This is a genomic window from Bradyrhizobium oligotrophicum S58, assembly GCF_000344805.1.
In the GTDB taxonomy this organism is placed as follows: domain Bacteria; phylum Pseudomonadota; class Alphaproteobacteria; order Rhizobiales; family Xanthobacteraceae; genus Bradyrhizobium; species Bradyrhizobium oligotrophicum.
Genome location: NC_020453.1, coordinates 4,342,548 through 4,363,673, shown reverse-complemented (window position 1 = coordinate 4,363,673; position 21,126 = coordinate 4,342,548). Strand labels below are relative to the sequence as shown.

The 21,126-nt window shown below is 66.2% G+C and carries 17 protein-coding genes; 9 read left to right on the top strand and 8 right to left on the bottom strand.

Going from position 1 to position 21,126, the window contains the following annotated elements; translation table 11 throughout:
• Nucleotides 1-25 precede the first annotated feature (25 nt).
• Nucleotides 26-1,351 (top strand): 30S ribosomal protein S12 methylthiotransferase RimO, encoded by a 1,326-nt coding sequence (rimO, locus tag S58_RS18770; protein ID WP_015666936.1) that lies wholly within the window; start codon nt 26-28, stop codon nt 1,349-1,351.
• Nucleotides 1,352-1,363: 12 nt separating this feature from the next.
• Here the strand turns inward: rimO and S58_RS18765 are convergent, their stop codons facing one another.
• A complete protein-coding gene (locus S58_RS18765; protein ID WP_015666935.1) occupies nt 1,364-2,491 on the bottom strand; it encodes a DUF2336 domain-containing protein in 1,128 nt (375 codons plus the stop codon).
• A gap of 407 nt (nt 2,492-2,898) precedes the next feature.
• Between S58_RS18765 and S58_RS18760 the strand changes: the two genes are divergently transcribed.
• The 3 genes from S58_RS18760 (at nt 2,899) to S58_RS18750 (ending at nt 5,546) form a co-directional block, all read left to right on the top strand.
• Nucleotides 2,899-4,095 (top strand): acetylornithine transaminase, encoded by a 1,197-nt coding sequence (locus tag S58_RS18760; RefSeq protein ID WP_015666934.1) that lies wholly within the window; start codon nt 2,899-2,901, stop codon nt 4,093-4,095.
• Nucleotides 4,096-4,396: 301 nt separating this feature from the next.
• Entirely contained in the window at nt 4,397-4,672 is a 276-nt protein-coding gene (locus S58_RS18755) for a PWWP domain-containing protein (RefSeq protein WP_015666933.1), read from the top strand.
• A gap of 121 nt (nt 4,673-4,793) precedes the next feature.
• Nucleotides 4,794-5,546, top strand: a complete 753-nt coding sequence (locus tag S58_RS18750) for a YkgJ family cysteine cluster protein (protein WP_015666932.1) — start codon at nt 4,794-4,796, stop codon at nt 5,544-5,546.
• 14 nt (nt 5,547-5,560) lie between these two features.
• On the opposite strand, the gene S58_RS18745 is transcribed toward S58_RS18750, so the two are convergent.
• The 3 genes from S58_RS18745 to pcsA form a co-directional block, all read right to left on the bottom strand.
• Nucleotides 5,561-6,535, bottom strand: a complete 975-nt coding sequence (locus S58_RS18745) for a quinone oxidoreductase family protein (protein WP_015666931.1) — start codon at nt 6,533-6,535, stop codon at nt 5,561-5,563.
• Nucleotides 6,536-6,701: 166 nt separating this feature from the next.
• Entirely contained in the window at nt 6,702-7,427 is a 726-nt protein-coding gene (locus tag S58_RS18740) for a TerC family protein (protein WP_015666930.1), read from the bottom strand.
• Nucleotides 7,424-8,158: a phosphatidylcholine synthase gene (gene pcsA / locus S58_RS18735; RefSeq protein ID WP_042339869.1), complete on the bottom strand. Its 735-nt coding sequence runs from the start codon at nt 8,156-8,158 to the stop codon at nt 7,424-7,426. The genes S58_RS18740 and pcsA overlap by 4 nt, the downstream gene beginning before the upstream one ends.
• Nucleotides 8,159-8,276: 118 nt before the next feature.
• Here pcsA and S58_RS18730 point away from each other — a divergent pair, with 118 nt between their 5' ends.
• Entirely contained in the window at nt 8,277-9,476 is a 1,200-nt protein-coding gene (locus S58_RS18730; RefSeq protein WP_015666928.1) for a UbiH/UbiF family hydroxylase, read from the top strand.
• A 7-nt stretch (nt 9,477-9,483) separates the two neighbouring features.
• On the opposite strand, the gene S58_RS18725 is transcribed toward S58_RS18730, so the two are convergent.
• The gene (locus S58_RS18725; RefSeq protein WP_015666927.1) at nt 9,484-10,437 is read right to left on the bottom strand and encodes an AEC family transporter; all 954 of its coding nucleotides are present in this window, start codon (nt 10,435-10,437) and stop codon (nt 9,484-9,486) included.
• Between the two features lie 131 nt (nt 10,438-10,568).
• On the opposite strand from S58_RS18725, the gene hspQ reads away from it, so the two are divergent.
• Nucleotides 10,569-10,901, top strand: coding sequence for a heat shock protein HspQ (gene hspQ / locus S58_RS18720; protein WP_015666926.1), 333 nt, complete (start codon nt 10,569-10,571; stop codon nt 10,899-10,901).
• 109 nt (nt 10,902-11,010) lie between these two features.
• Here the strand turns inward: hspQ and S58_RS18715 are convergent, their stop codons facing one another.
• Entirely contained in the window at nt 11,011-11,799 is a 789-nt protein-coding gene (locus tag S58_RS18715; RefSeq protein ID WP_015666925.1) for an invasion associated locus B family protein, read from the bottom strand.
• A 261-nt stretch (nt 11,800-12,060) separates the two neighbouring features.
• Between S58_RS18715 and S58_RS18710 the strand changes: the two genes are divergently transcribed.
• From S58_RS18710 to S58_RS18700, 3 genes are all read left to right on the top strand, one after another.
• Nucleotides 12,061-13,887: an extracellular solute-binding protein gene (locus S58_RS18710; protein ID WP_042339864.1), complete on the top strand. Its 1,827-nt coding sequence runs from the start codon at nt 12,061-12,063 to the stop codon at nt 13,885-13,887.
• 65 nt (nt 13,888-13,952) lie between these two features.
• Nucleotides 13,953-15,461, top strand: a complete 1,509-nt coding sequence (locus S58_RS18705) for an AMP-binding protein (RefSeq protein ID WP_042339862.1) — start codon at nt 13,953-13,955, stop codon at nt 15,459-15,461.
• Between the two features lie 131 nt (nt 15,462-15,592).
• Nucleotides 15,593-16,825 (top strand): PleD family two-component system response regulator, encoded by a 1,233-nt coding sequence (locus S58_RS18700; protein WP_015666922.1) that lies wholly within the window; start codon nt 15,593-15,595, stop codon nt 16,823-16,825.
• 344 nt (nt 16,826-17,169) lie between these two features.
• On the opposite strand, the gene mfd is transcribed toward S58_RS18700, so the two are convergent.
• Both mfd and S58_RS18690 read right to left on the bottom strand, forming a co-directional pair.
• A complete protein-coding gene (gene mfd / locus S58_RS18695) occupies nt 17,170-20,685 on the bottom strand; it encodes a transcription-repair coupling factor (RefSeq protein WP_015666921.1) in 3,516 nt (1,171 codons plus the stop codon).
• Nucleotides 20,685-20,972 (bottom strand): succinate dehydrogenase assembly factor 2, encoded by a 288-nt coding sequence (locus S58_RS18690; RefSeq protein WP_015666920.1) that lies wholly within the window; start codon nt 20,970-20,972, stop codon nt 20,685-20,687. The genes mfd and S58_RS18690 overlap by 1 nt, the downstream gene beginning before the upstream one ends.
• Nucleotides 20,973-21,126: the final 154 nt, after the last annotated feature.

Sequence of the window (21,126 nt, the reverse complement as noted above, 5' to 3'; positions counted from 1 at the left end):
GCTTATCCCATCAGGCAGTTCCAAGATGCAGCAGGGTTCCGCGCCCAAGATCAGCTTTGTTTCGCTCGGATGTCCCAAGGCGCTGGTCGATTCCGAGCGCATCATCACGCGGCTGCGTGCCGAGGGCTACGAGCTCGCCCGCAAGCATGACGGCGCCGATGTCGTCATCGTCAACACCTGTGGCTTCCTGGACAGCGCCAAGCAGGAATCGCTGTCCGCGATCGGCTCGGCGGTGGCCGAGAACGGCAGGGTGATCGTGACCGGCTGCATGGGCGCAGAGCCTGAGCAGATCGAACAGGCCTATCCGGGCGTGCTGTCGATCACCGGGCCTCAGCAGTATGAGAGCGTGCTGGACGCTGTCCATCGGGCGCTGCCGCCGGTGCACAATCCGCATCTCGACCTGGTTCCTCCTCAGGGCATCAAGCTGACGCCCCGGCATTACGCCTACTTGAAGATTTCCGAAGGCTGCAACAACCGCTGCACCTTCTGCATCATCCCGAAGCTCCGCGGCGATCTGGTGTCACGGCCCGCGGCTGACGTCCTGCGCGAGGCCGAGCGCCTGGTCGAGGCCGGCGTGAAGGAGCTCCTGGTCATTTCGCAGGATACGTCGGCCTACGGGGTGGACCTGAAATATGCCGAGAGCACGTGGAAGGATCGCAGCGTCAGGGCCCGTTTCCTCGATCTCGCCCGCGAGCTCGGCGATCTCGGCGCCTGGGTCCGACTGCATTACGTCTATCCCTACCCCCATGTCGACGAGGTCATCGGACTGATGGCCGAGGGCCGGGTGCTGCCCTATCTCGACATCCCCTTCCAGCACGCCAGCCCCAACGTCCTCAAGGCGATGCGGCGGCCAGCCGCCCAGGACAAGACCCTGGACCGGATCAAGGCTTGGCGGACCGTTTGCCCGGACCTGGCGTTGCGCTCGACCTTCATCGTCGGCTTCCCCGGCGAGACCGACGAAGATTTCGCCTATCTTCTGGATTGGCTTGACGAAGCCGAGATCGACCGGCTCGGCTGCTTCAAATATGAGCCCGTCGCCGGCGCGACGTCGAACGCCCTGCCCGACCAGGTGCCGGCCGAAATCAAGCAGGAGCGCTGGAACGCCCTGATGGCGCGGCAGCAGAAAATTTCGGCGCGCAGGCTGAAGCGCAAGGTCGGGACCCGTCAGCAGATCATCATCGACGAGACCGGGCCGACCGTTGCCAAGGGCCGCTCGAAGGCGGACGCCCCCGATATCGACGGGGCCGTCTACGTCTCGAGCCGCCGTCCTTTGCGCGTCGGCGAGATTGTCACGGCCAAGATCGATCGCGCCGACGAATACGATCTGCACGGCACGGTTGCAGGGTTCTGATCGCCTCTCGGGTCAATTCCCGTTTGCCGGGGAGCCGGTCCGCAAGCTCCACAGCTTGAGCAGGCGTTGCGCCTCGTCCGGCGTCAGCTCGAGATACCGGTTCTTGAGTTTGATCAGCTCATCGGGCTTCGTTGCGCCCGAGACGAACCGGCTATCGAGGATGGCCGTGACCGTGGTCCAGCTCAGCCCGGCGGCCTTGCAGGGCACCAGGATGCCGTCGCTCCGCAGGCTCTGCATCAGCGGCCGAACCAGCTCGATGCTGCATTTGGCGAGTTCGGCGATCGCGGCAATCGTTTCCGTATAGCGCCGCTGGCGGGCAAAATCCTGCAGCAGCGTCTCGTTCAGCCTGCCGGTCTGCTTCAACTGTCCGACCGCCAGCTTGGCGCTGCCGAAGTCGCGGCAACGCGACAGGCCCTGCTCCGCTTCGGCCGCGGCCGCGGCGATTGCGCTGCGGATTTCCTCGTAGAGGTGCGGCGGCGCCGCCGCGAGCAATCTGGCCCTGACCGCCTCGGTGGCCCCCTCCAGCAACGTCCTGCGCAAAGTCGCCGGAAGATCGGCCCTGATGCCGGCGGCGATCGTGAGCTCTGCATCGCCCGCGGCCTGGGCAACGACGGCCGCAAACCCCGCCGGCGATACCCGCGCGCCCGGGTTCTTCATCAACTGCCGGCTCACGCTCGGATAGCGTCGCGCGAGCAGCGCATCGGTCACAATCTCCTGCAGCCACCAGCGGCCGGCGATCGCGATCAGATGCTTCTCGCTCCGGGTCTTGGCGATCTCGATCAGGTCTTCGTTGGTCAGCCGTGGCGATTCCGAGAGCACCGGCCCCGCTACGGAAATTTCATCGTGAAGTGCGAGCCGCCGGATCACACCCACGGGGGCCTGCGGGACCGGCGCCAGCTGGGCGCTAAGTTCGGCGAGCGCAATGCGGGCGCCGACATCGGCCAGCGCACGCAGCTCGATGGTGTTGATCAGGCGCTCGAAAACGTCGGCGAACAGGGCGTGCTGCTCGACGTCCAGGCTGCCGGCCGACGCAATGAACAGGGATGCGACCCGCTCGGCAACGCCGGAGCAGCGGTCGGCCGAGCCGGCGGCAATCGCCTCCTGCACTTCGTCGGCGATCGTGAATTGGGCTTTCGACATCGCTCGTCCTGAGCGCTCGCTCTTTGAGGTCCGAGGCACGGTAAACGCCGCGACTAAATGTTTGGTAAAATTAAAACTAAACAGTTCTGCGCCGGATACAGGGCCGCCGCGGCAGCACCCATCGCTGTCGTCCCGGCCAGCTCGAGGGGCGCGCAGCACGCCTGTCCGCTTGACATCGGTCGCAATTTACCTGTATGGCCCGCCGCATGATCTTCAACCGGACCAACCGCCGCGCCGCCGTTTGCCGTCGTCACCGCCGTGACGATGCCGGGGCGTGCCATGTCCGAAGACGTTGCTGATCAGCTAGCTCATCAGCTCCAGGTTTTCGAGAAGGCCGCTCCCGCAAAGGAGCGGCCTTCTCGCTTTTCGGCCCTTCGTTCCCCCCCCCCCCGCATAGGAGATAGAACATGCTGACCGCTCCCCATCCGTATGACGCTCTGATGGAGATCACGGCGCGTCCGCGCATCGTGTTCGTGCAGGGCAAGGGCTCATGGCTGTGGGACGACAGCGGCAAGCGCTATCTCGACTTCATACAGGGCTGGGCCGTGAACTCGCTCGGCCATGCGCCGGCGGAGCTTGCGAAGGCGCTCAGCGACCAGGCTGCCCGGCTGATCACGCCGAGCCCGGCCTATTTCAACGACACCAGCCTGCAACTGGCCAAGGCGCTCACCGACCGCTCCTGCTTCGATCAGGTGTTCTTCACCAACTCAGGCGCCGAGGCCAACGAAGGCGCGATCAAGCTGGCGCGCAAATACGGCGCGCTGCGCAAGAACGGCGCCTATGAGATCATCACCTTCGAGGGTGGCTTTCACGGCCGCACGCTGGCGACGATGTCGGCTTCGGGCAAGAAGGCGTTCGAGCCGCTATTCGAGCCGAAGGTGCCGGGCTTTCCCAAGGCGCGCCTGAACGACGTCGCGTCGGTCGAGGCGCTGATCTCCGACAACACGGTCGCGATCATGCTGGAGCCGATCCAGGGCGAGGCCGGCGTGTGGCCTGCGACCGACAAGTTCCTGCAGCAATTGCAGACGCTGACCACGAAGCATGGATTGCTGCTAATCGTCGACGAAATCCAGACCGGCATGGGCCGGACAGGAAAACTGTTCGGCTATGAGCATGCCGACGTCCTGCCGGACATCATGACGCTCGGCAAGGGCATCGGCGGCGGCGTCCCGCTGGCCGCACTGCTGGCGACCGACGAGGCCTCCTGCTTCGAGCATGGCGATCAGGGCGGCACCTTCAACGGCAATCCGCTGATGTGCGCCGCCGGGCTTGCCGTGCTCGACATCATCGAGAAGCCGGAGTTTCTCAAGGCCGTCGCCGACAACGGGATCTATCTCGAAAGCGAGCTGCAACGCATCTCGGCGCGACACGGCCTCGGCGAGGTGCGCGGTCGCGGCCTGCTGCTCGCGCTCGACGTCGTCAGGCCGATCGCACCGGCGATCGTCGCCCATGCCTTCGAGCTCGGCCTGCTGCTGAATGCGCCGCGACCGGATGCGCTGCGCTTCATGCCGGCCCTCAACGTGACGCGCGATGAGATCGCAGCGATGATCGACACGCTGGACGGGATCCTGACCAAGGTCGGCGCCGCGCGCTGCGTCGCCTGATCGACTGCCGTTCAAGACGCAGGCTCCGTGACAGACACGAAGCCTGCCTCACGACTGCCTGCAGATGAGGCACAAACATCAAGGTCGGGCTCGCCGCCATTTGACTTGGATCAAAGACAGCCGTCCCCCTGAACAACGATCCTGATCCGGCCAAACACCTGCGATCCGATGACTTACGTTGTATCCTTATGGATATAGCGTTGTACGGGATGTGATCAGCTCGGAGGAGAGCGGCTTGCCGGGACCAAGCTGATGACCATCCGCCGACAACGAGGTCGGCACGATAGAAGGAGATGCAAGAATGGCGAGAGACAATCTGGCTCGGGTGCTGCCGGTCGAGGACAGCGGGAGCCACATCGCCCCGGCCGCCACCGAAGAGGTGCTGATTCACGTTCGTTTCTTCCCGAACTCGGACATCAACTCGATCGGCGAGAAGCCCGCCAGCCTGACGGCCAATGAATGGTATGAGCGCCTGCTCGACATGGCCCGTCCGCACTATCAGACCTTCGCCGGCGGCCGCGGCTTCTTCCGCATCCCCCGTCCCTGTTTCGAGGCGATCCTCAAGGGCATTGCCTGACATCGGCTTCCGGGCTCGGTGTGGCAGTGAGCGTCCTCTCTGCCCTGCCGCTGTCGACCGCGGTGCGCCGGGTGCGCCGCGGTCGCTGGCGTTTTGACCGTTGGGGCATCGGAGGACCGCATTGAGCGACGTGGCTTTCACTGAACTGAAGCGGGTGTTCAGCTCGCTGCTGGCGGTCCGCACGGCATCGCAAAACTTCGCTGCGACGCTCGCCGACCGCGCGTTCGATCTGTTCGAAGCCAATATCGAGGCCCAGGCCGCGCATCTGCCGGCCCTTGCCTGCGCAAAAGGCTGCCCGTCCTGTTGCGCGCTGCGCGTGACGGCGACCGCACCGGAGATATTTCTGCTGGCGCGCTACATTCGCCAGATCGACGAGCGCATGCCGGCAACGGCCCTGGGTTCGCTGTCGCGCCGGGTCAAGCTCGCCAACCGGGCGACGCGCGGCTTGAACGAGACCGAGCGGATGAAGCTGCGCCAGCCCTGCCCGTTCGTCGTCCGCGGTGGCTGCATCATCCATCCGGCCCGTCCGCTGGCCTGTCGCGGGCATGCCTCGTTCGACCGGCGCGCCTGCGCCCTGGCCATGGCCGGGCGCGACGTCGACGTCCCCTTATCGGCGCCGCACGTCGCGCTGCGCGCCCTGGTCCAGGACGCGCTCAGAGCCGCCCTCGACCAGGCGGGGCTTGCCTCCGACCTCTATGAGCTCAACCACGGGCTTGCCCTGGCGCTCGATGATCCCGAGCGCGAGCGCAATTGGCGCGACGGGCAGGACAGCCTCGCGCCGGCGCGGATCGCGCCAGCGGCGGCAGCCCAGACGGATGCGGTGCTGTGGAGCCGGGCAGCTGCTGATGCCGATACGATCCGGGACGAGGCCTAGAGGCAAGGCTCGTCTTACGGCTTCAGGATCGATGCTCCGGTCGTGGCGCGGCTCTCGAGATCGGCATGGGCTTTCGCCGCATCCTTGAGCGCATAGGCGTGATTGATCGGGACGTGCAGCTTGCCGCTGATGATGGCGGAGAACAGCGTGTCGGCGCCCTCCAGCAGTTCGGAGCGCTTGCCGATGTAGTCGTTCAGCTTCGGCCGTGTCGCAAACAGCGAGCCATGGCTGTTCAGCTCGGCAATCGAGAACGGCGGCACCGGACCTGATGCGTTGCCGAAGCTGACGAACAGGCCGCGCGGCTTCAGGCACGACAATGATCCGGGAAAGGTCGACTTGCCGACGCCGTCATAGACCACGTCGCACAATTCGCCGCGGCTGATCTGCTTGACCCGGCCGACGAAGTCTTCCTCGTTGTAGAGGATGACGTGATCGCAGCCATTGGCGAGCGCGAGATCCGCTTTGGCCTTCGACCCGACGGTGCCGATGACATGCGCGCCGAGCGCCCGCGCCCATTGACAGGCCAGCAGGCCGATGCCGCCGGCCGCGGCGTGGATCAGCACGCGGTGATGCGGCTCGACCTTGAAGGTCTTGTGCAGCAGATACCATACCGTCAGCCCCTTGAGCATCAGCACGGCGCCCTGCTCGTAGGTGATGTGGTCCGGCAGCTTGACCAGGCGCTGCCAGCCGATGTTGCGCTCGGTGGCATAGCCGCCGAGGTTCTCATAGTAGGCGACGCGGTCGCCGGGATGGAAATTGGTGACGCCAGGACCGACCGCAATCACCTCGCCGGCCGCCTCGTTGCCGGCGATGAACGGCAGGCCCGGCGCCTTGTACAGGCCGGTGCGATAATACACGTCGATGAAGTTCAGCCCGATCGCATGCTGGCGGATGCGGACCTCGCCGGGACCAGGCGCGGCAAGATCGACCGGCTCATAGACGAGCGCCTCGGGGCCTCCCACCTTGTGCACGCGCACCGCCTTGGCCATCCCGCGATCTCCCCTATCGGCCGCATCCGAGAATCCGGCCAACCACCCTAGACGATTACCTGATTCTCATGGGACAGCCGGCCCGTCGAACGGGCCGCGGCGCCGCTGAGCGGCGCTGCCGGCCAAAGCGAAGGCGATCACGACGGCGTTGTCAACTCGGCGCCCGTCAGGCCTTGCGCTTCCTCCGGTTGCGCGACGCCATCACGTTGAAGGCCTCGACCGCCAGCGCGAAGACGATTGCGAAGTAGATGTAGCCCCGCGGGATGTGGAACTCGAAGCCGTCGGCGACCAGCGCGACGCCGATCAGCACCAGGAAGGCGAGCGCCAGCATCTTGGTGGTCGGGTGGTTTGCCACGAACCGCGCGACCGGTCCCGACGACACGTACATGATGATGACCGCGATGATGACCGCGGCGATCATGATCTCGAGATCCTGGGCCATGCCGATCGCGGTGATGATCGAGTCCAGCGAGAACACGAGATCGATGACGATGATCTGCAGGATCACCCAGAAGAACTTGTTCGCGCCGCCGCCCTGCGGCTCGTCCCCCTCACGGGCCTCGACCTCGGCATGGATCTCATGCGTCGCTTTGGCGATCAGGAACAGGCCGCCGCCGATCAGGATGAGGTCGCGCCAGGAGAAGCCGAGACCGCGGATCGAGAACACCGGCTCCGTCAGCCCGATCAGCCAGACCAGGACGCTGAGCAGCAGGATGCGGAAGACCAAGGCCAGCGCCAGCCCGATCTGCCGCGCGCGCGTGGCCTGCGGCTGCGGGATGCGCGAGGTGATCACCGACAGGAAGATGACGTTGTCGATGCCGAGAACGATTTCGAGCGCGGTCAGCGTCAGCAGCGCGGCCCATGCTTCGGGACTGGTCAGGAGGTCGATCATGCTTTCAAGGATCTCAACAGGCGGATCGCGGAGTCACTCGCGACGATGTAGAGGCCGATCGCGCACAACAGCGCCGTCACGATCGGGCCCACGGCGAAATTCTTCCCCAGCGCATCGATGACCAGCACGCCCCAGAGCGCGACCAGCGGCAGCGTCAGCCAGCGCAGCCGTTCGACACGCACCGGGTGGATGACGTGAAACGGGACGAATGTCAGCGCGATCAGGATCGCGAGGCCGAGCGTGCCGAGCAGCGGCGTCGGATGCAGCAGGAACAGGTAGAACGCGGCGATGTTCCACAGGCCCGGAAAACCGCGGAAATGGTTGTCGTCGCTCTTCATGCGGCGGTCGGCAAAATACAGCGCGCCGGTGACCGCAATGCCGACGCCGATCACGGGGGCAGCCAATGGCAGCAGCATGCCGCTCGCTGTGATGGCATAGGCCGGCACGAATACATAGGTCGTGAAGTCCACCACGAGATCGAGCACGTCGCCCGACCAGTCCGGCTGCACGTGGACGACGTCGAGCCAGCGCGCCAGCGGACCGTCGATGCCGTCGATGATCAGCGCCACGCCGAGCCACCAGAACATCGCCGTCCAATGCTCGCGCACCGCCTCGAGCATCGCCAGCAGCGCGACGCCCGCACCGAGCGCGGTGAAGACGTGCACCGAAAGCGCGGCGGCGCGGTGGGTCGGCGTGGCCGACACTGCGCTATCTGGTTTCAACTGATCCATGCCGCGCCAGTGCTATCAGGAATCGGCGGAAATTGCATATAAGCTGTTGCGGCGATGCGCCGCGCAGGCACGCGCATCGCCCTTGAAAAAGCCCTGCAGGAACGTCAAATGTTCCCGCATGAGCAACACAGATGCCAGCTTCGATGTCATCGTCGTCGGCGGCGGGCCCGCCGGGCTTGCGGCCGCCATCGCCCTGTCACAGACCGGAGCCCGGACGGCCCTGGTCGCCCGCCAGGCGCCGTATGCCGATAACCGGACCACCGCCCTGCTCGGCGGCTCGGTCGATTTCCTCGACGATCTCGGCGTCTGGCAGATGTGCAGCGATCGCGCCGCCGGCTTGAAGGCGATGCGGCTGGTCGACGATACCGGCCGCCTGATCCGCGTCCCCGAAGTGCGCTTCGTCGCCGACGAGATCGGGCTCGACCTGTTCGGCTACAACATCGCCAATGCGGCCCTGGTCGAAGCGCTCGAACGGCGCGCCGCGGAGACCGACGGCTTGGTGCGGATCACCGAGGACGCCGAAAGCGTCCAGAGCGGCGGCGATGCGGTCACGGTCACCAGCGCATCCGGCCGCGTGCTGACCGCGCAACTCGTGGTCGGCGCCGACGGCCGTCATTCGCTCTGCCGCGAGGCCGCCGGCATCGGCGTGAGCCGGCGCACGTTGCAGCAGGCGGCGTTGACCTTCAACATCACCCACGCACGGCCGCACCACAACGTCTCGACGGAATTCCACACGCCGCAGGGACCCTGCGTGTTCGTGCCGCTGCCGGGCGATCGCTGCAGCGTGGTCTGGGTGGCGGCGCCGAAGGAGGCCGAGCGGCTCTTCAGCCTCGACGATGACGCGCTCTCGGCCGCCGCCGAGCGGCAATCGCATTCGATCTTCGGTCGCGTTCATGTCGAACCCGGCCGCCATCTGTTTCCGCTCGCGATCGAACGGCCGCAGCGCTACGCCCAGAACCGGATCGCGCTGGTCGGCGAAGCCGCGCACGTCGTGCCGCCGATCGGCGCGCAGGGACTGAACCTCGGCCTGCGCGACGGCGTCGACATCGCCGAAACCGTGCGCCAGGCGAAAGCGGCCGGCGAGGATCTCGGCGCGCCCCAGGTGATCGCCCGCTACGGCGCAGCGCGCCGCGCCGACATCCTGAGCCGCACCTTCATGATCGACGTCGCCAATCGCTCGCTTCTCAGCGATCTCCTGCCGATGCAGTCGCTGCGCGCCGTCGGCATGCATCTGATCGGCGGCATCGGACCGCTGCGCCGGCTGGCCATGCGCGAGGGACTCTCGCCGTCTTGGCGCTCGGCCCGCAAGGCCGGCTGACCAGGCCTCACGGAAAGACGAGGCGGCCGCTCTGGATCAGCCACATCACGGTGGTGAGCGTGACCACCGAGGCGAAGGTGCCGATCAGCACCGCCGATGATGCCGGCTCGATCCAGCTGTCATGCTGGCGCGCGATCACGAAGACATTGAGTGCCGGCGGCAACGCGGCCATCAGCACCGCGGTTGCGGCCCACGGCTGGGCAAACGGCCCGAACAGCAGCATCAGCCCGAACGACAACAGCGGGTGGATCACGAGCTTCACCCCCGTGAGCACCGGCACCTCCCAGGGCAGCCGCTCGAACGGCCGCAACGCCACGGTCACGCCCAGGGCGAACAGAGCGGTCGGCGCGGCGGCGTTCTGCAGGAACTGCAGGGTGCGATCGAGAACGGTCGGCGGATGGAACTGGAACGCCGCGGCGAGAATGCCGGCCACCGTCGCCATGATCAGCGGGTTCTGCAGGATCTGACGCAGCACGGTGCGCAGCGCATGCACGAGCGAGGCGTGATCGCGCTCGGTGAGTTCCATGAGGAGCGGAACGATCGAGAACAGGAAAATGCTGTCGCAGCAGAAGATCAGCGCGGTCGGCGCCGCGGCTTGGGTGCCCAGCACGGACAGCGCCAGACCTGGCCCCATATAGCCGATGTTGCCATAACCGCCGGCGAGACCGGCCATGGTCGCCTCGCGCAGCGACAGCCGGCCGATCACCTTGCCGAGCACGAGCGCCAGGGTGAATGTGAGCATCGTCGCGAGCGTCGTTGCAATCAGGAACAGAGGGTTGCGGAGCTCCGCAAACGGCGTGCGCGCGATGAGGTTGAACATCAGCGCCGGCAGCGAAACGTAGAGCAGGAAGAAGTTCATCCAGGACAGCCCGCCCTCGGGCAGCTTCTTCCATTTACCGCAGGCGAAACCTATGAAAACGACGCCGAAATATGGCAGGGCCAGATTGAGAATATCGATCATGGGTCTCGGCGGATGAGCCGTTGCGGGCCAGGAACGCGGGGGCTTGCGACGCGGCGCGAATCGGTCGTGTCTGGATCAAATCCGCCCCTGGGGCACTAGCATCGGCCGCAATCCTGGTCTATTCGACTAGGATGATCAAAGCGCGAACTGCCAAGTTTCAGATCGGCCAGATCGTCCGGCATCGGGTATTCTCGTTCCGGGGCGTGATCTTCGACATCGACCCGGAGTTCAACAACACCGAGGAGTGGTGGCTTTCGATTCCCGAGGAGGTTCGGCCGCACAAGGACCAGCCGTTCTACCATCTGCTGGCCGAAAACGCGGAATCCGAATACGTCGCCTACGTCTCCGAGCAGAACCTCGTGCCTGATGAGTCCGGCGAGCCGATCCGACACTCTCAGGTTGCCGAGATCTTCATCAAGGACAAGTCCGGCGGCTATCGCCCGCGCCACCCGCTGTTGAACTGACGGCGCTCGCCTGCCCCCTGCGGCAGCGCTGCCTGACCTTCGCGCGAACAGACCCCTGAAACAAAAAAGGCGCCCCAATGGAGCGCCTTTGTTGTTTGTCGGCTCGACCTTACTTGGGCGCCTGCGGCTGGCCGGGCTGAGTCTGCTCGAGCTTCTTGCGTTGCTCCTCGGCGCGCTTCTGCAGCTCTTCCTGCAGCTTCTGCTGAGTCTTCTCGAACTCCTTCGGATCGGTCGGCGGGCCGTCATAGGCCTTGGCGAAGCTGCTGTTGCCTTCCTGCAGCGGCAGCGGCAGCGTCAACGCCGTTCCGTTCGAGTTGATGGCCTGGACGTAGAGGTTCTGGCCCTTCTTCAGGCTGGCCACGAAATCAGGCGTCGCCTCGTAGTCCGACATGCAGCCGTTCTGGAAGCAGATGACGTAGCCGCTCTGCAGAGCCTGATTGTTGTCGACCACGATGCGGGTGCCTGGCTGCAGCTGCATGCCGAGCGGCAAGGTCACGCGCAGGATCTTCTTCGGCTCGCCTTCGGGCTCGATGATGACGGCTGCAACCACCGGCTGACCGGACTCGATGCGGCCGTCCTTGCCGATGAAGCAGACCTGCTTTGCGTTGGCGTCTTGCCCCTTCAGGCAGAACTTGGTCCAGGGCGCGTAGATCAGCTGCGGCATCTCGGGCGCCGGCTGAGCCTGGGCCTGCCCGCCGGGGGCGGGACTGACAGGCGCCTGCGCAGCCGGAGCGGGAGGCTTGGGAGCGGCGGCCGGAGCTTTCGCCTTGGGCGCACCGGGCGCCTGAGCCTGCGCTTGCGCAGCAGAAGCAAAGGAAACGGCCAGCGCGGTGACAGCCAGCAGGGCGACGAGCCGCCCACGCGGCCCAACCGACGAGGCCAAGTCACGGAAATTCATTGCGGAAAACCCTTTCTGAACGGCAGCGCCCGAGACCGCCAAAGGCGCCACACCAAGCCGTTGAAGCGGCTGTCTCCTCAGGAAATGAGGCGGTTGAGTGACAGGCGTTGCCGCCTGAACCCAATCGCCCGCTTTCATAACGCGGTGCGCGGAAAGATCAATGCCGCGGGACCATGTCGAAGCCGCGCTCTAGCGCGCGCGGGCCTGTGGTAAAAGCCTTTCGTGGCCCGTTCCGAATCAAATGCTTGCGCCGTGATCCTGATGCTGCAGCGCATGTTGAGCTCGGCGATGGGATGGGGCGCCGTGATCCTGGCATTGTTGCAGCCGATCTACACTCCCGCTGCAAACGCTGCCGAAACTGCGGCAATCGCGATGCACGGCAACCCAGCCTTGCCGGCGAGCTTCGACCACATGGCCTACGTCAATCCGGATGCCCCTAAGGGCGGCCGGCTGGTATGGGGGCTTCTTGGGACCTTCGACAGCCTGAACCCGTTCATCGTGCGCGGCGCTGCAGTGCAGCAAATTCGCAGCTATGTGGTGGAAAGCCTGCTGACGCGCGGCAATGATGAACCGTTCACGCTCTACGGGCTGCTGGCAAGAAGCGTCGAGACCGACGACGACAGGACCTACGTCACCTTCCGGATCGATCCGCGCGCCCGCTTCTCCGACGGCCAGCCCGTCACGGCCGAGGACGTGGCGTTCTCGCTCGCGCTGCTTCGTGACCACGGCCGCCCCAATCACCGGCAGTTCTACGGCAAGGTGGTCAAAGCCGACGTACTCGATCCCCTCACCATCCGCTTCGATTTCGGCGGCGCCGGGGATCGCGAGCTGCCGCTGATCCTGGGCCTGATGCCGATCCTGTCGAAGCACGCAACCGACGTGGCGAGTTTCGAGGAGACGACGATGGCGTCTCCGCTCGGCTCGGGCCCCTATCGCGTCACCGCGGTGCGCCCGGGATCCAGCGTCACCCTCACCCGCAATCCGGATTATTGGGGACGCGACCTGCCGGTCAACCGGGGATTGTGGAACTTCGACGAGGTCAGGCTCGACTTCTACCGCGAAGCCAACGGGCAGTTCGAAGCCTTCAAACGCGGGCTCTACGACTTCCGCGTCGAGACCGAGCCGCTGCGCTGGCACGACGGCTATGATTTCCCGGCCGCACGCAACGGCGAGGTCATTCGCGACGCCACCATCTCGGGGATGCCGCAGCCGTCGCAGTTCCTGGTGTTCAACACCCGTCGCGCGGCGTTCGCCGACGTCAGGGTGCGCCGGGCGTTGACCTTGCTGTTCGATTTCGAGTGGATCAACCGCAACTACTTCTTCGGGCTGTACCGCCGCAGCGGCGGCTTCTTCGCCGGCTCCGAGCTGTCGGCCTATGGACGTCCGGCCGACGCAGCCGAGCGTGAGCTGCTGAAGCCGTTTGCCGCGCAGATCCCGGCCGACATCATGGACGGCAGCTACCGCCTGCCGGTCACCGATGGCTCGGGCCGCGACCGCAAGGCGCTGAAGGCGGCGCTCGATCTGCTGGCGGAGGCCGGTTACAGCCTCGATGGAACGGTGTTGCGGCAGCAGACGACGCAAGCGCCGCTCGCCTTCGAAATCCTGGTCACGACGCGCGATCAGGAGCGCATCGCGCTGGCCTATGCCGGCAGCCTCAAGCGTGCCGGCATCAGCGCATCGGTCCGGGTGGTCGATCCCGTCCAGTTCGACCAGCGCCGGCTCAGCTTCGAGTTCGACATGATCCAGAACCGCTGGGATCAGTCGCTGTCGCCCGGCAACGAGCAGGCGTTCTACTGGGGCAGCGAGGCCGCCGACCGGACCGGAACCCGAAACTACATGGGCGCCAGGGACCCGGCCATCGATGCCATGATCACTGCGCTGTTGCGGGCCCGCGACAGGGCAGAATTTATCTCGACCGTTCGCGCATTGGACCGTACCCTGATGGCGGGGTTCTACGCTATTCCAGTGCTCAATGCCGCCGAGGAATGGATCGCTCGGTGGAATCGTATAGAACGGCCAAAGAGGACAGCTTTGACGGGAGCGCTCCCGGAGAGCTGGTGGCAGCGGCCGGAGCCGGCACCCAAATGACCAACCGGGGCAGTTGGTCTTAGGGGAATTTGTTTGGCCGGGTCCGTGAAAGTACGGGGCAACAGGTGAATCAGGCCAATACGTCGCCGACGCTCGACGCGTTGTTTCAACGCATCCTGGCGCGCAAGCCGGATGCGGTTGCGCTGGTCGATCCGATCAACAAGCAGCGGATCACCGGGCGGCCGCCGCTGCGCCTGACCTACGCGGAGGCCGATCGCGTGATCTCGGCGCTGGCGGCGCACTTCGTCGACGCCGGCCTGCCCGCGCACTCCGTCATCGCCGTGCAATTGCCCAACACCATCGAGTTCGTGCTGACGGTGCTGGCCGCGCATCGTGCCGGGCTGGTGGTAGCCGTGTTTCCGCTGCTGTGGCGGCAGGCGGAGCTGGTGGCGGCGCTCAACCGCACCAGCGCGCGGGCGATCGTGACGATGTCGAAGATCGATGGCGTGATCCATGCCGATCTCGCCATGAACGCCGCGGCCGAAGCGTTTTCGATCCGCCATGTCTGCGGCTTCGGCGCCGATCTGCCCGAAGGCATGTACTCGCTCGATCAATCGATCGCCAAACCGTCGCGCTCGACACGGGGGCTGATGCCGGACGGCCGCAAGGCCGCGATCGTCTCGTTCGACGTCACTGCCGACGGCTTTCGTGCGGTGCCGCGCACCCATCTCAGCCTGATCGCCGGCGGGCTCGCGGTCTCGCTCGAAAGCGACCTGCCGCAGGGCGTGAACATGATGTCGGCGTTCGTGCCGACATCGTTTGCCGGTCTCGCCGCCTCGGTCGTGACCTGGCTGTTGTCCGGCGGCACTCTCGCGCTGCACCACCCCTTCGATGCCGAGGCGCTGGAGCAGCAGCTCGCCGAGCTCGCCTGCGATACTTTGATCGTCCCGGCGCAGCTCGCCTTGCGTCTCGATGAGGGCGACCTCGCGTCCCGGCTGCCGAATCTGCGCTACGTCCTCGGACTGTGGCGCGCGCCCGAGCAGGTGGCGTCGAGCCCATCCTGGAAAACGCGCGACATTGAACTGACCGACGTCTATCTGTTCGGCGAAGCAGGCCTGTTCGCCGTGCGCCGCACCTCCGCGGACGGCAGCCCCGGTCCGGTCAAGCCGGGGCGCCAGGGTGCGCCGCGCGAACAGCCGGGGTCGTCGATCGCCGGCGAGATCGTGGTCACGCCCAAGGGCACGCTCGGCCTGCGCGGACCCATGGTGGTGCTCGCGGCCTATGCGCCGCCGGCGCCGCCGAGCGACTCGCTGATGCCGGCAGCGCCGCGCGACTACGTCGACACCGAATACGCCGTGCGCCTCGATCGCGCCCAGGACACGATCTCGATCACGGCGCCACCGGCGGGCGTGATGGCCGTGGGCGGCTACCGCTTCCTCGCGCAGGATCTGCACGAATGGTCGCGGCGGCTGGGACAGGGCGCGCTGCTGACGGCGCTGCCCGACCGGCTCAGCGGTCATCGCCTCGCCGGCCGCGCGATGGACAACGCGCGCGCGCGTGAAGCCCTGGCCGAGCTCGGGCTCAACCCGCTGATGGTCGAGGCCTTCCGCGATCGCGCCGGTTCCAGCAGCTGAACTTGCCGACCCGGGCGGGATACAGAACAGGGACGATGTGGAACCGCGCGCACTCGGAACAGTGTTGACGGCGCGTTAACGTCAGAGACCTAGGATCGCGCGATATCGTCAGCGTATCCTGAGTTTCCTGGATGTCTCAACAAGGCCCGCTTCTCATCGTCTCCTCCTCAACGCGGCCTTCGCTGACTGCGGCTCTCGCGGCGGCGCAAATTCTCCCTTCCGTCGAGGCCCGCTGGGCCGACGCGCTGGGTGCAATGTCCAAGGTCCAGCCCGCGGCGGTGCTCGCCGTCATGGAGGGCGTCGACGCTGACGACCTTCACGCCGTCTCGCGCCATGTCCAGGCGCGCAAGCCGTATGTTCCGCTGATCGCCATCGCGCCGGGCGACGCCGCCTTGCCCGACCATGCCATTCCCCTGCATGGCAGCGACAACACCGATCGTCTGCTGGCGCGGCTGCGCGCCGCGTTGCGCGTCCGCACCCTGCATATGACGGTGCTGCGCCGCCTCGACGAGAAGAAGACGGACGGCGCGACACTGCCGGACACGGACCCGCTCGATGACGCGACCGTGCTGCTGCTCGGGCGCGGCGGCTCGCTTCCCGGGCTGTCGGTTGCGCTGGGCGAACGGATGGCGGTCGTCGGAGCGCTGAGCATCGAGGCCGCGGCGAAGCATCTGTCGAGCCGCGACATCGACGGCGTCGTGTTGGGCGAAGGTTTTTCCCCGCGCGTGGTCGATGCCTTCCTGGCCGTGCTCGCCGAGGACACGCGCTTCCGCAACCTCGCAGTGGTCGTCACCGCCAATCAGCCGGCGCCGCTGCAGGAACTCGCCAATCTCGAGATCATTGCCGGCGATCCCCGGCGCATCGCCGCCAGTGCCCTGCCCCTGATCCGGCAGCATGCGTTCGAGGCCCGCCTCAATCGCACCCTGCGCGCGATCGAGGCCGGCGGCATGCTCGATCCGCAGACCGGCCTGCTGACCCGCAACGCATTCGCGCGCGACTTCGCGACCGCCGTCAGCCAGGCCCAGAAGAACGGCGGCAGCCTTGCGGTCGCTCGCTTCGCCTTCGATCCGATCAATCCGCGCGCCCAGTATGATGGCGCCCGCATCATCAGCCGCCTGATGCGGCGGATGGATTTCGGCACCCACGAGGACAACGGCTCCGTCGTCGTCGTATTCGCCGAAACCGACCTGCGCTCCGCCCACGCCATCGCGCGGCGCCTCTCCAGCGTGATGCGCCATACCTCGCACGGCAAGCGCGACGCCCACACCGAGCCGGCCGTCACCGTCGCAGCGCTGCAGCCCGGCGACAGCGCGCGTTCACTGCTGGCCCGCGTCTACGGCGAGCCGCAGCGCGCGGCATCGTGAGTTTCAAGCAACGACCTGTCCTCGCGTCATTGCGAGCGCAGCGAAGCAATCCAGGAGCGTCGATGGGACTCTGGATTGCTTCGCTGCGCTCGCAATGACGGTTGAGGTCATGATTTCAACCAAACACGTGCATTTTGAGATCGCGCATTTGCCCCACTCGTCTGGTGCAATCCCGATTGGAATCGGGGGCATCTGACGACACGGAGCGTTGCGTCATGCAAAACCGGCAATCTCGCGAAGAGACCGATTGGGTCAGCGTCGTCGCGATCGTTTCTGTCTTCCTGATCGCCAGCCTTGCCTTGCATTTCGGCTGGCAGCTTCGGTGACGCCCAGCAGGCGGCTGACTACGCCGCCTTCTTCTTCTCAGCGAGCTCAGCCAGCTCCTTGAGAATATCCGTCGTGCCAGCGAGCCGCTCCTCTGGCGTCTCCCAGAGCTGCAGGAACACGACCTTCATGTCGGGCCGAACCTTGGCGGCCTGGCCGTGGCGTTTGATGAAGGCGACGAGGCGGTCCGGATAGGCGAAGCTGTTGTCGCGGAAGGCGATGACGGCGCCCTTCGGGCCGGCATCGACCTTCTCGACATTGGCTCTCCGGCAGTAGTTCTTGATCGCGGCGACCTTGAACAGATAGCGCGTCTCGTCCGGAAGCTTGCCGAAGCGGTCGCGCAGTTCGGCGGCGAAGTTCTCGATCTCCTCGTCAGTTTCGAGATCGGCGAGCCTTCGGTACAGCGACAGCCGCACCGAGAGATCGGAGACGTAGTCCTCGGGAATCAGCACGGGCATGCCGATGGTGATCTGCGGCGACCAGCGGTCCACGGTCGGCTCGGTGATGCCGGCCTTGAGGTTCTCGATCGCCTCCTCCAGCATCGACTGATAGAGCTCGAAGCCGACCTCCTTGATGTGGCCGGACTGCTCGTCGCCGAGGAGATTGCCGGCGCCGCGGATGTCGAGATCGTGGCTGGCGAGCTGGAAGCCCGCCCCAAGCGTCTCCAGCGACTGCAGCACGCCCAGGCGCTTCTCGGCCTGCGGGCTGATCTTGTGCGTGGACGGCAAGGTGAACAGCGCGTAGGCGCGCAGCTTGGAGCGGCCGACGCGGCCGCGCAGCTGATAGAGCTGGGCGAGGCCGAACATGTCGGCGCGGTGCACGATCAGCGTGTTGGCGCGGGGAATGTCGAGGCCCGACTCGACGATCGTCGTCGACAGCAGAATGTCGAACTTGCCGTCGTAGAACGCCGAGATGATATCCTCGATCACGGTCGGCGCCATCTGGCCATGCGCGACCGCGACCTTCATTTCCGGCACGGTCTTGTCGAGGAATTCCTTGACCTCGGCGAGATCGTCGATGCGCGGCACGACGTAGAACGCTTGGCCGCCGCGATAGCGCTCGCGCAGCAGGGCCTCGCGGATCATCACCGGATCATGCGGCGCCACGAAGGTGCGCACGGCCAGACGGTCGACCGGTGGAGAAGCGATGATCGACAGCTCGCGCACGCCCGTCAAAGCAAGTTGCAGCGTGCGCGGGATCGGCGTCGCCGACAACGTCAGCACGTGGACTTCCGCGCGCAACTGCTTCAGCCGCTCCTTGTGGCTGACGCCGAAATGTTGCTCCTCGTCGACGATGACGAGGCCGAGGTCGCGGAACTTGATCGCTTTGCCGAGCAGCGCGTGGGTGCCGACGACGATGTCGACCGAGCCGTCGGTGAGGCCCTTCTTGACCTGGTTGAGCTCCTTGGTCGAGACAAGGCGCGACGCCTGCGCGACGTTGACCGGAAAACCCTTGAAGCGCTCGGTGAAGGTCTTGGCGTGCTGGCGGGCGAGAAGCGTGGTCGGCACGACGACCGCCACCTGCTTGCCTTCGAGCGCGACCGCAAAGGCCGCGCGCAGCGCCACCTCGGTCTTGCCGAAGCCGACGTCGCCGCAGACCAGCCGGTCCATCGGCCGTCCCGCTTCGAGATCGGCAAGTGTCGCCTGGATGGCGCCGAGCTGGTCCTCGGTCTCGTCGTAGGGGAAGCGCGCGCAGAACTCGTCATAGAGGCCGGCCTGCACCGGCAGCTTCGGCGCCTCGTGCAGCATGCGCTCGGCGGCGATCTTGATCAGCTCGCCGGCCATTTCGCGGATGCGGTTCTTCAGCTTGGCCTTGCGGGTCTGCCAGCCGGAGCCGCCGAGCCTGTCGAGCTCGACATTGGTCTGGTCAGAGCCGTAGCGCGACAGCAGCTCGATGTTCTCGACCGGCAGATACAGCTTGGTCTCACCGGCATAGCGCAGCTCGAGACAGTCATGCGGCGCGCCGGCGACTTCGAGCGTCTGCAGGCCGACGAAGCGGCCGATGCCGTGATCGACATGGACGACGATGTCGCCGACCGCGAGGCTTGTCACTTCGGAGATGAAGTTGTCGAGCTTGCGGCTCGCCTTGCGCGGTCGCACCAGGCGGTCGCCGAGAATGTCCTGCTCGGAGATGACGGCGATCTGGTCGGTCTCGAAACCGGTCTCCAGACCCAGCAGCGCGAGCATGGTCTCGTTGCGCGGCGTCGCCTGCACCACGCGCCAGGTGTTGACGCTGGTGACGTGGATCAGCTTGTGGTCCTTCAACATGCTGGCCATGCGGTCGCGCGAGCCTTCGCTCCACAGCGCGATCACGACCTTCTTGCGCACCGACTGCAGCGCCTGCACATGCGCCACCACGGCCTCGAACACGTTGACCGCAGCATCGTTGCGCTCGGGCGCAAAGCTGCGGCCCTGCCGCGCGCCGATGTCCACCACACCGGTGCCTTCCGGCACGGCGAACTGCGTCATCCGCGCCAGCGGCACGGTGGCCAGCCGTTCAGCCCATTCGGACGACGTCAGATACAGCCGGTCGACCGTCAGCGGCTTGTAGATCGCGCCGCCGCCGGGATGCTCCATCGCCTCGCGGCGCGCGTCGTAGTAGTCGATGATCTGCTTGAAGCGTTCGCGTGCCGCGTCCTCGCCCTGCGGCTCGATCACGACGGGCGTGTTCGGCAGGTAGTCGAACAAGGTCTCCATCTTGTCGTGGAACAGCGGCAGCCAGTGCTCCATGCCGGGATAGCGCCGGCCTTCGCTGACCGCCTCGTACAGCGCGTCGTCGCGCTCGGGCGCGCCGAACTCGGCGACATAGCCCATGCGGAAGCGGCGGATGGTGTCGGTGACGAGCTGGAATTCGGACACCGGCACCAGGTCGAGCGAGCGCATGTCGAGCAAGGTGCGCTGGGTCTCGGCGTCGAAGGTGCGGATCGATTCCAGGCTGTCGCCGAAGAAGTCGAAGCGGACCGGCTGATCGAGGCCGGCCGGAAACAGATCGAGGATGCCGCCGCGGACGGCATATTCGCCGCTCTCACGCACGGTCGACGATCGGTGGTAGCCGTTGTGCTCGAGCCAGGCGACGACGGAGTCCATCGGCACGACATGGCCGGGCGCGACCGACAGCGCCTGCCCCGCCATGGTGTCGCGCGACGGCACCCGCTGCACGATGGCATTCACGGTGGTCAGCACGATCAGCGGCTTGTCGCTGCCGGCGAGGCGCGACAGCCGCGCCAAAGTGGTCACGCGCTGGGCCAGGATGCCGCCATGCGGCGAGACGCGGTCGTAAGGCTGGCAGTCCCAGGCCGGGAACTGCATCACGGGCAGATCGGGAGCAAAGAAGTCCAGCGCCCGTGCCAGCTGCTGCATCCGATTGCCATCGCGGCAGACGACGGCGAGGCTCACCGCCGGAGGCTTCGGCTTGGCGGCAATCGCGCGGGCGAGGTCGGAGACGACGAGGCCTTCGGCGCCCTCTGCGACGTTGGCCAGCGTCAGCGCGCGCCCCGGCGCGAGGTGCTCGGCAGGCGACTTGACCGGGCTCTTCATCAATCGGCATCCACCGCGCGGAACGCCTTGATGCGCGCGAACAGCGCCGGCGTCTGCTCAGGCGGCAACGGCCGGGCGCCGGTGATCGCGGCATAGAAATCCGGGTCCGGGACTTCCAGGAGCTGCTCGAGTTCGGCCAGTTCATTCTCGGCCAGGGTGCCGATCTCGGCGTCGGCGAAGCGGCCGAGAACCAGGTCCATCTCGCGGGTGCCGCGGTGCCAGCAGCGGAACAGCAGCCGCTTGCGGCGGTCGTCTAGGCCTTGGCTCGATCGGGTGGTCCCTGTCATCGCGGTATCCTGCAGTACAACGCCGAAAGCCCGGACGGTGCCGGGCGCGGTTCGATATAGCGGCGCGCGGGGCTTGTGTCAGCCCTCCCGGGCGCAGAACCAGCATGCCGTGCCCCTGAAACCGATGAAAAAAGAGGTGGATGTCGTGACCGTT

Bases quoted from the DNA above. Each gene is read 5' to 3' on its own strand.
- S58_RS18725 (WP_015666927.1), bottom strand. From the start codon at position 10,437: ATGATCGATATTCTCAATCTGGCCCTGCCATATTTCGGCGTCGTTTTC.
- S58_RS18690 (WP_015666920.1), bottom strand. From the start codon at position 20,972: ATGACAGGGACCACCCGATCGAGCCAAGGCCTAGACGACCGCCGCAAG.
- S58_RS18700 (WP_015666922.1), top strand. From the start codon at position 15,593: ATGTCTCAACAAGGCCCGCTTCTCATCGTCTCCTCCTCAACGCGGCCT.
- mfd (WP_015666921.1), bottom strand. From the start codon at position 20,685: ATGAAGAGCCCGGTCAAGTCGCCTGCCGAGCACCTCGCGCCGGGGCGC.
- S58_RS18730 (WP_015666928.1), top strand. From the start codon at position 8,277: ATGAGCAACACAGATGCCAGCTTCGATGTCATCGTCGTCGGCGGCGGG.
- rimO (WP_015666936.1), top strand. From the start codon at position 26: ATGCAGCAGGGTTCCGCGCCCAAGATCAGCTTTGTTTCGCTCGGATGT.
- S58_RS18760 (WP_015666934.1), top strand. From the start codon at position 2,899: ATGCTGACCGCTCCCCATCCGTATGACGCTCTGATGGAGATCACGGCG.
- S58_RS18745 (WP_015666931.1), bottom strand. From the start codon at position 6,535: ATGGCCAAGGCGGTGCGCGTGCACAAGGTGGGAGGCCCCGAGGCGCTC.
- pcsA (WP_042339869.1), bottom strand. From the start codon at position 8,158: ATGGATCAGTTGAAACCAGATAGCGCAGTGTCGGCCACGCCGACCCAC.
- hspQ (WP_015666926.1), top strand. From the start codon at position 10,569: ATGATCAAAGCGCGAACTGCCAAGTTTCAGATCGGCCAGATCGTCCGG.
- S58_RS18710 (WP_042339864.1), top strand. From the start codon at position 12,061: ATGCTGCAGCGCATGTTGAGCTCGGCGATGGGATGGGGCGCCGTGATC.
- S58_RS18765 (WP_015666935.1), bottom strand. From the start codon at position 2,491: ATGTCGAAAGCCCAATTCACGATCGCCGACGAAGTGCAGGAGGCGATT.
- S58_RS18715 (WP_015666925.1), bottom strand. From the start codon at position 11,799: ATGAATTTCCGTGACTTGGCCTCGTCGGTTGGGCCGCGTGGGCGGCTC.
- S58_RS18740 (WP_015666930.1), bottom strand. From the start codon at position 7,427: ATGATCGACCTCCTGACCAGTCCCGAAGCATGGGCCGCGCTGCTGACG.
- S58_RS18755 (WP_015666933.1), top strand. From the start codon at position 4,397: ATGGCGAGAGACAATCTGGCTCGGGTGCTGCCGGTCGAGGACAGCGGG.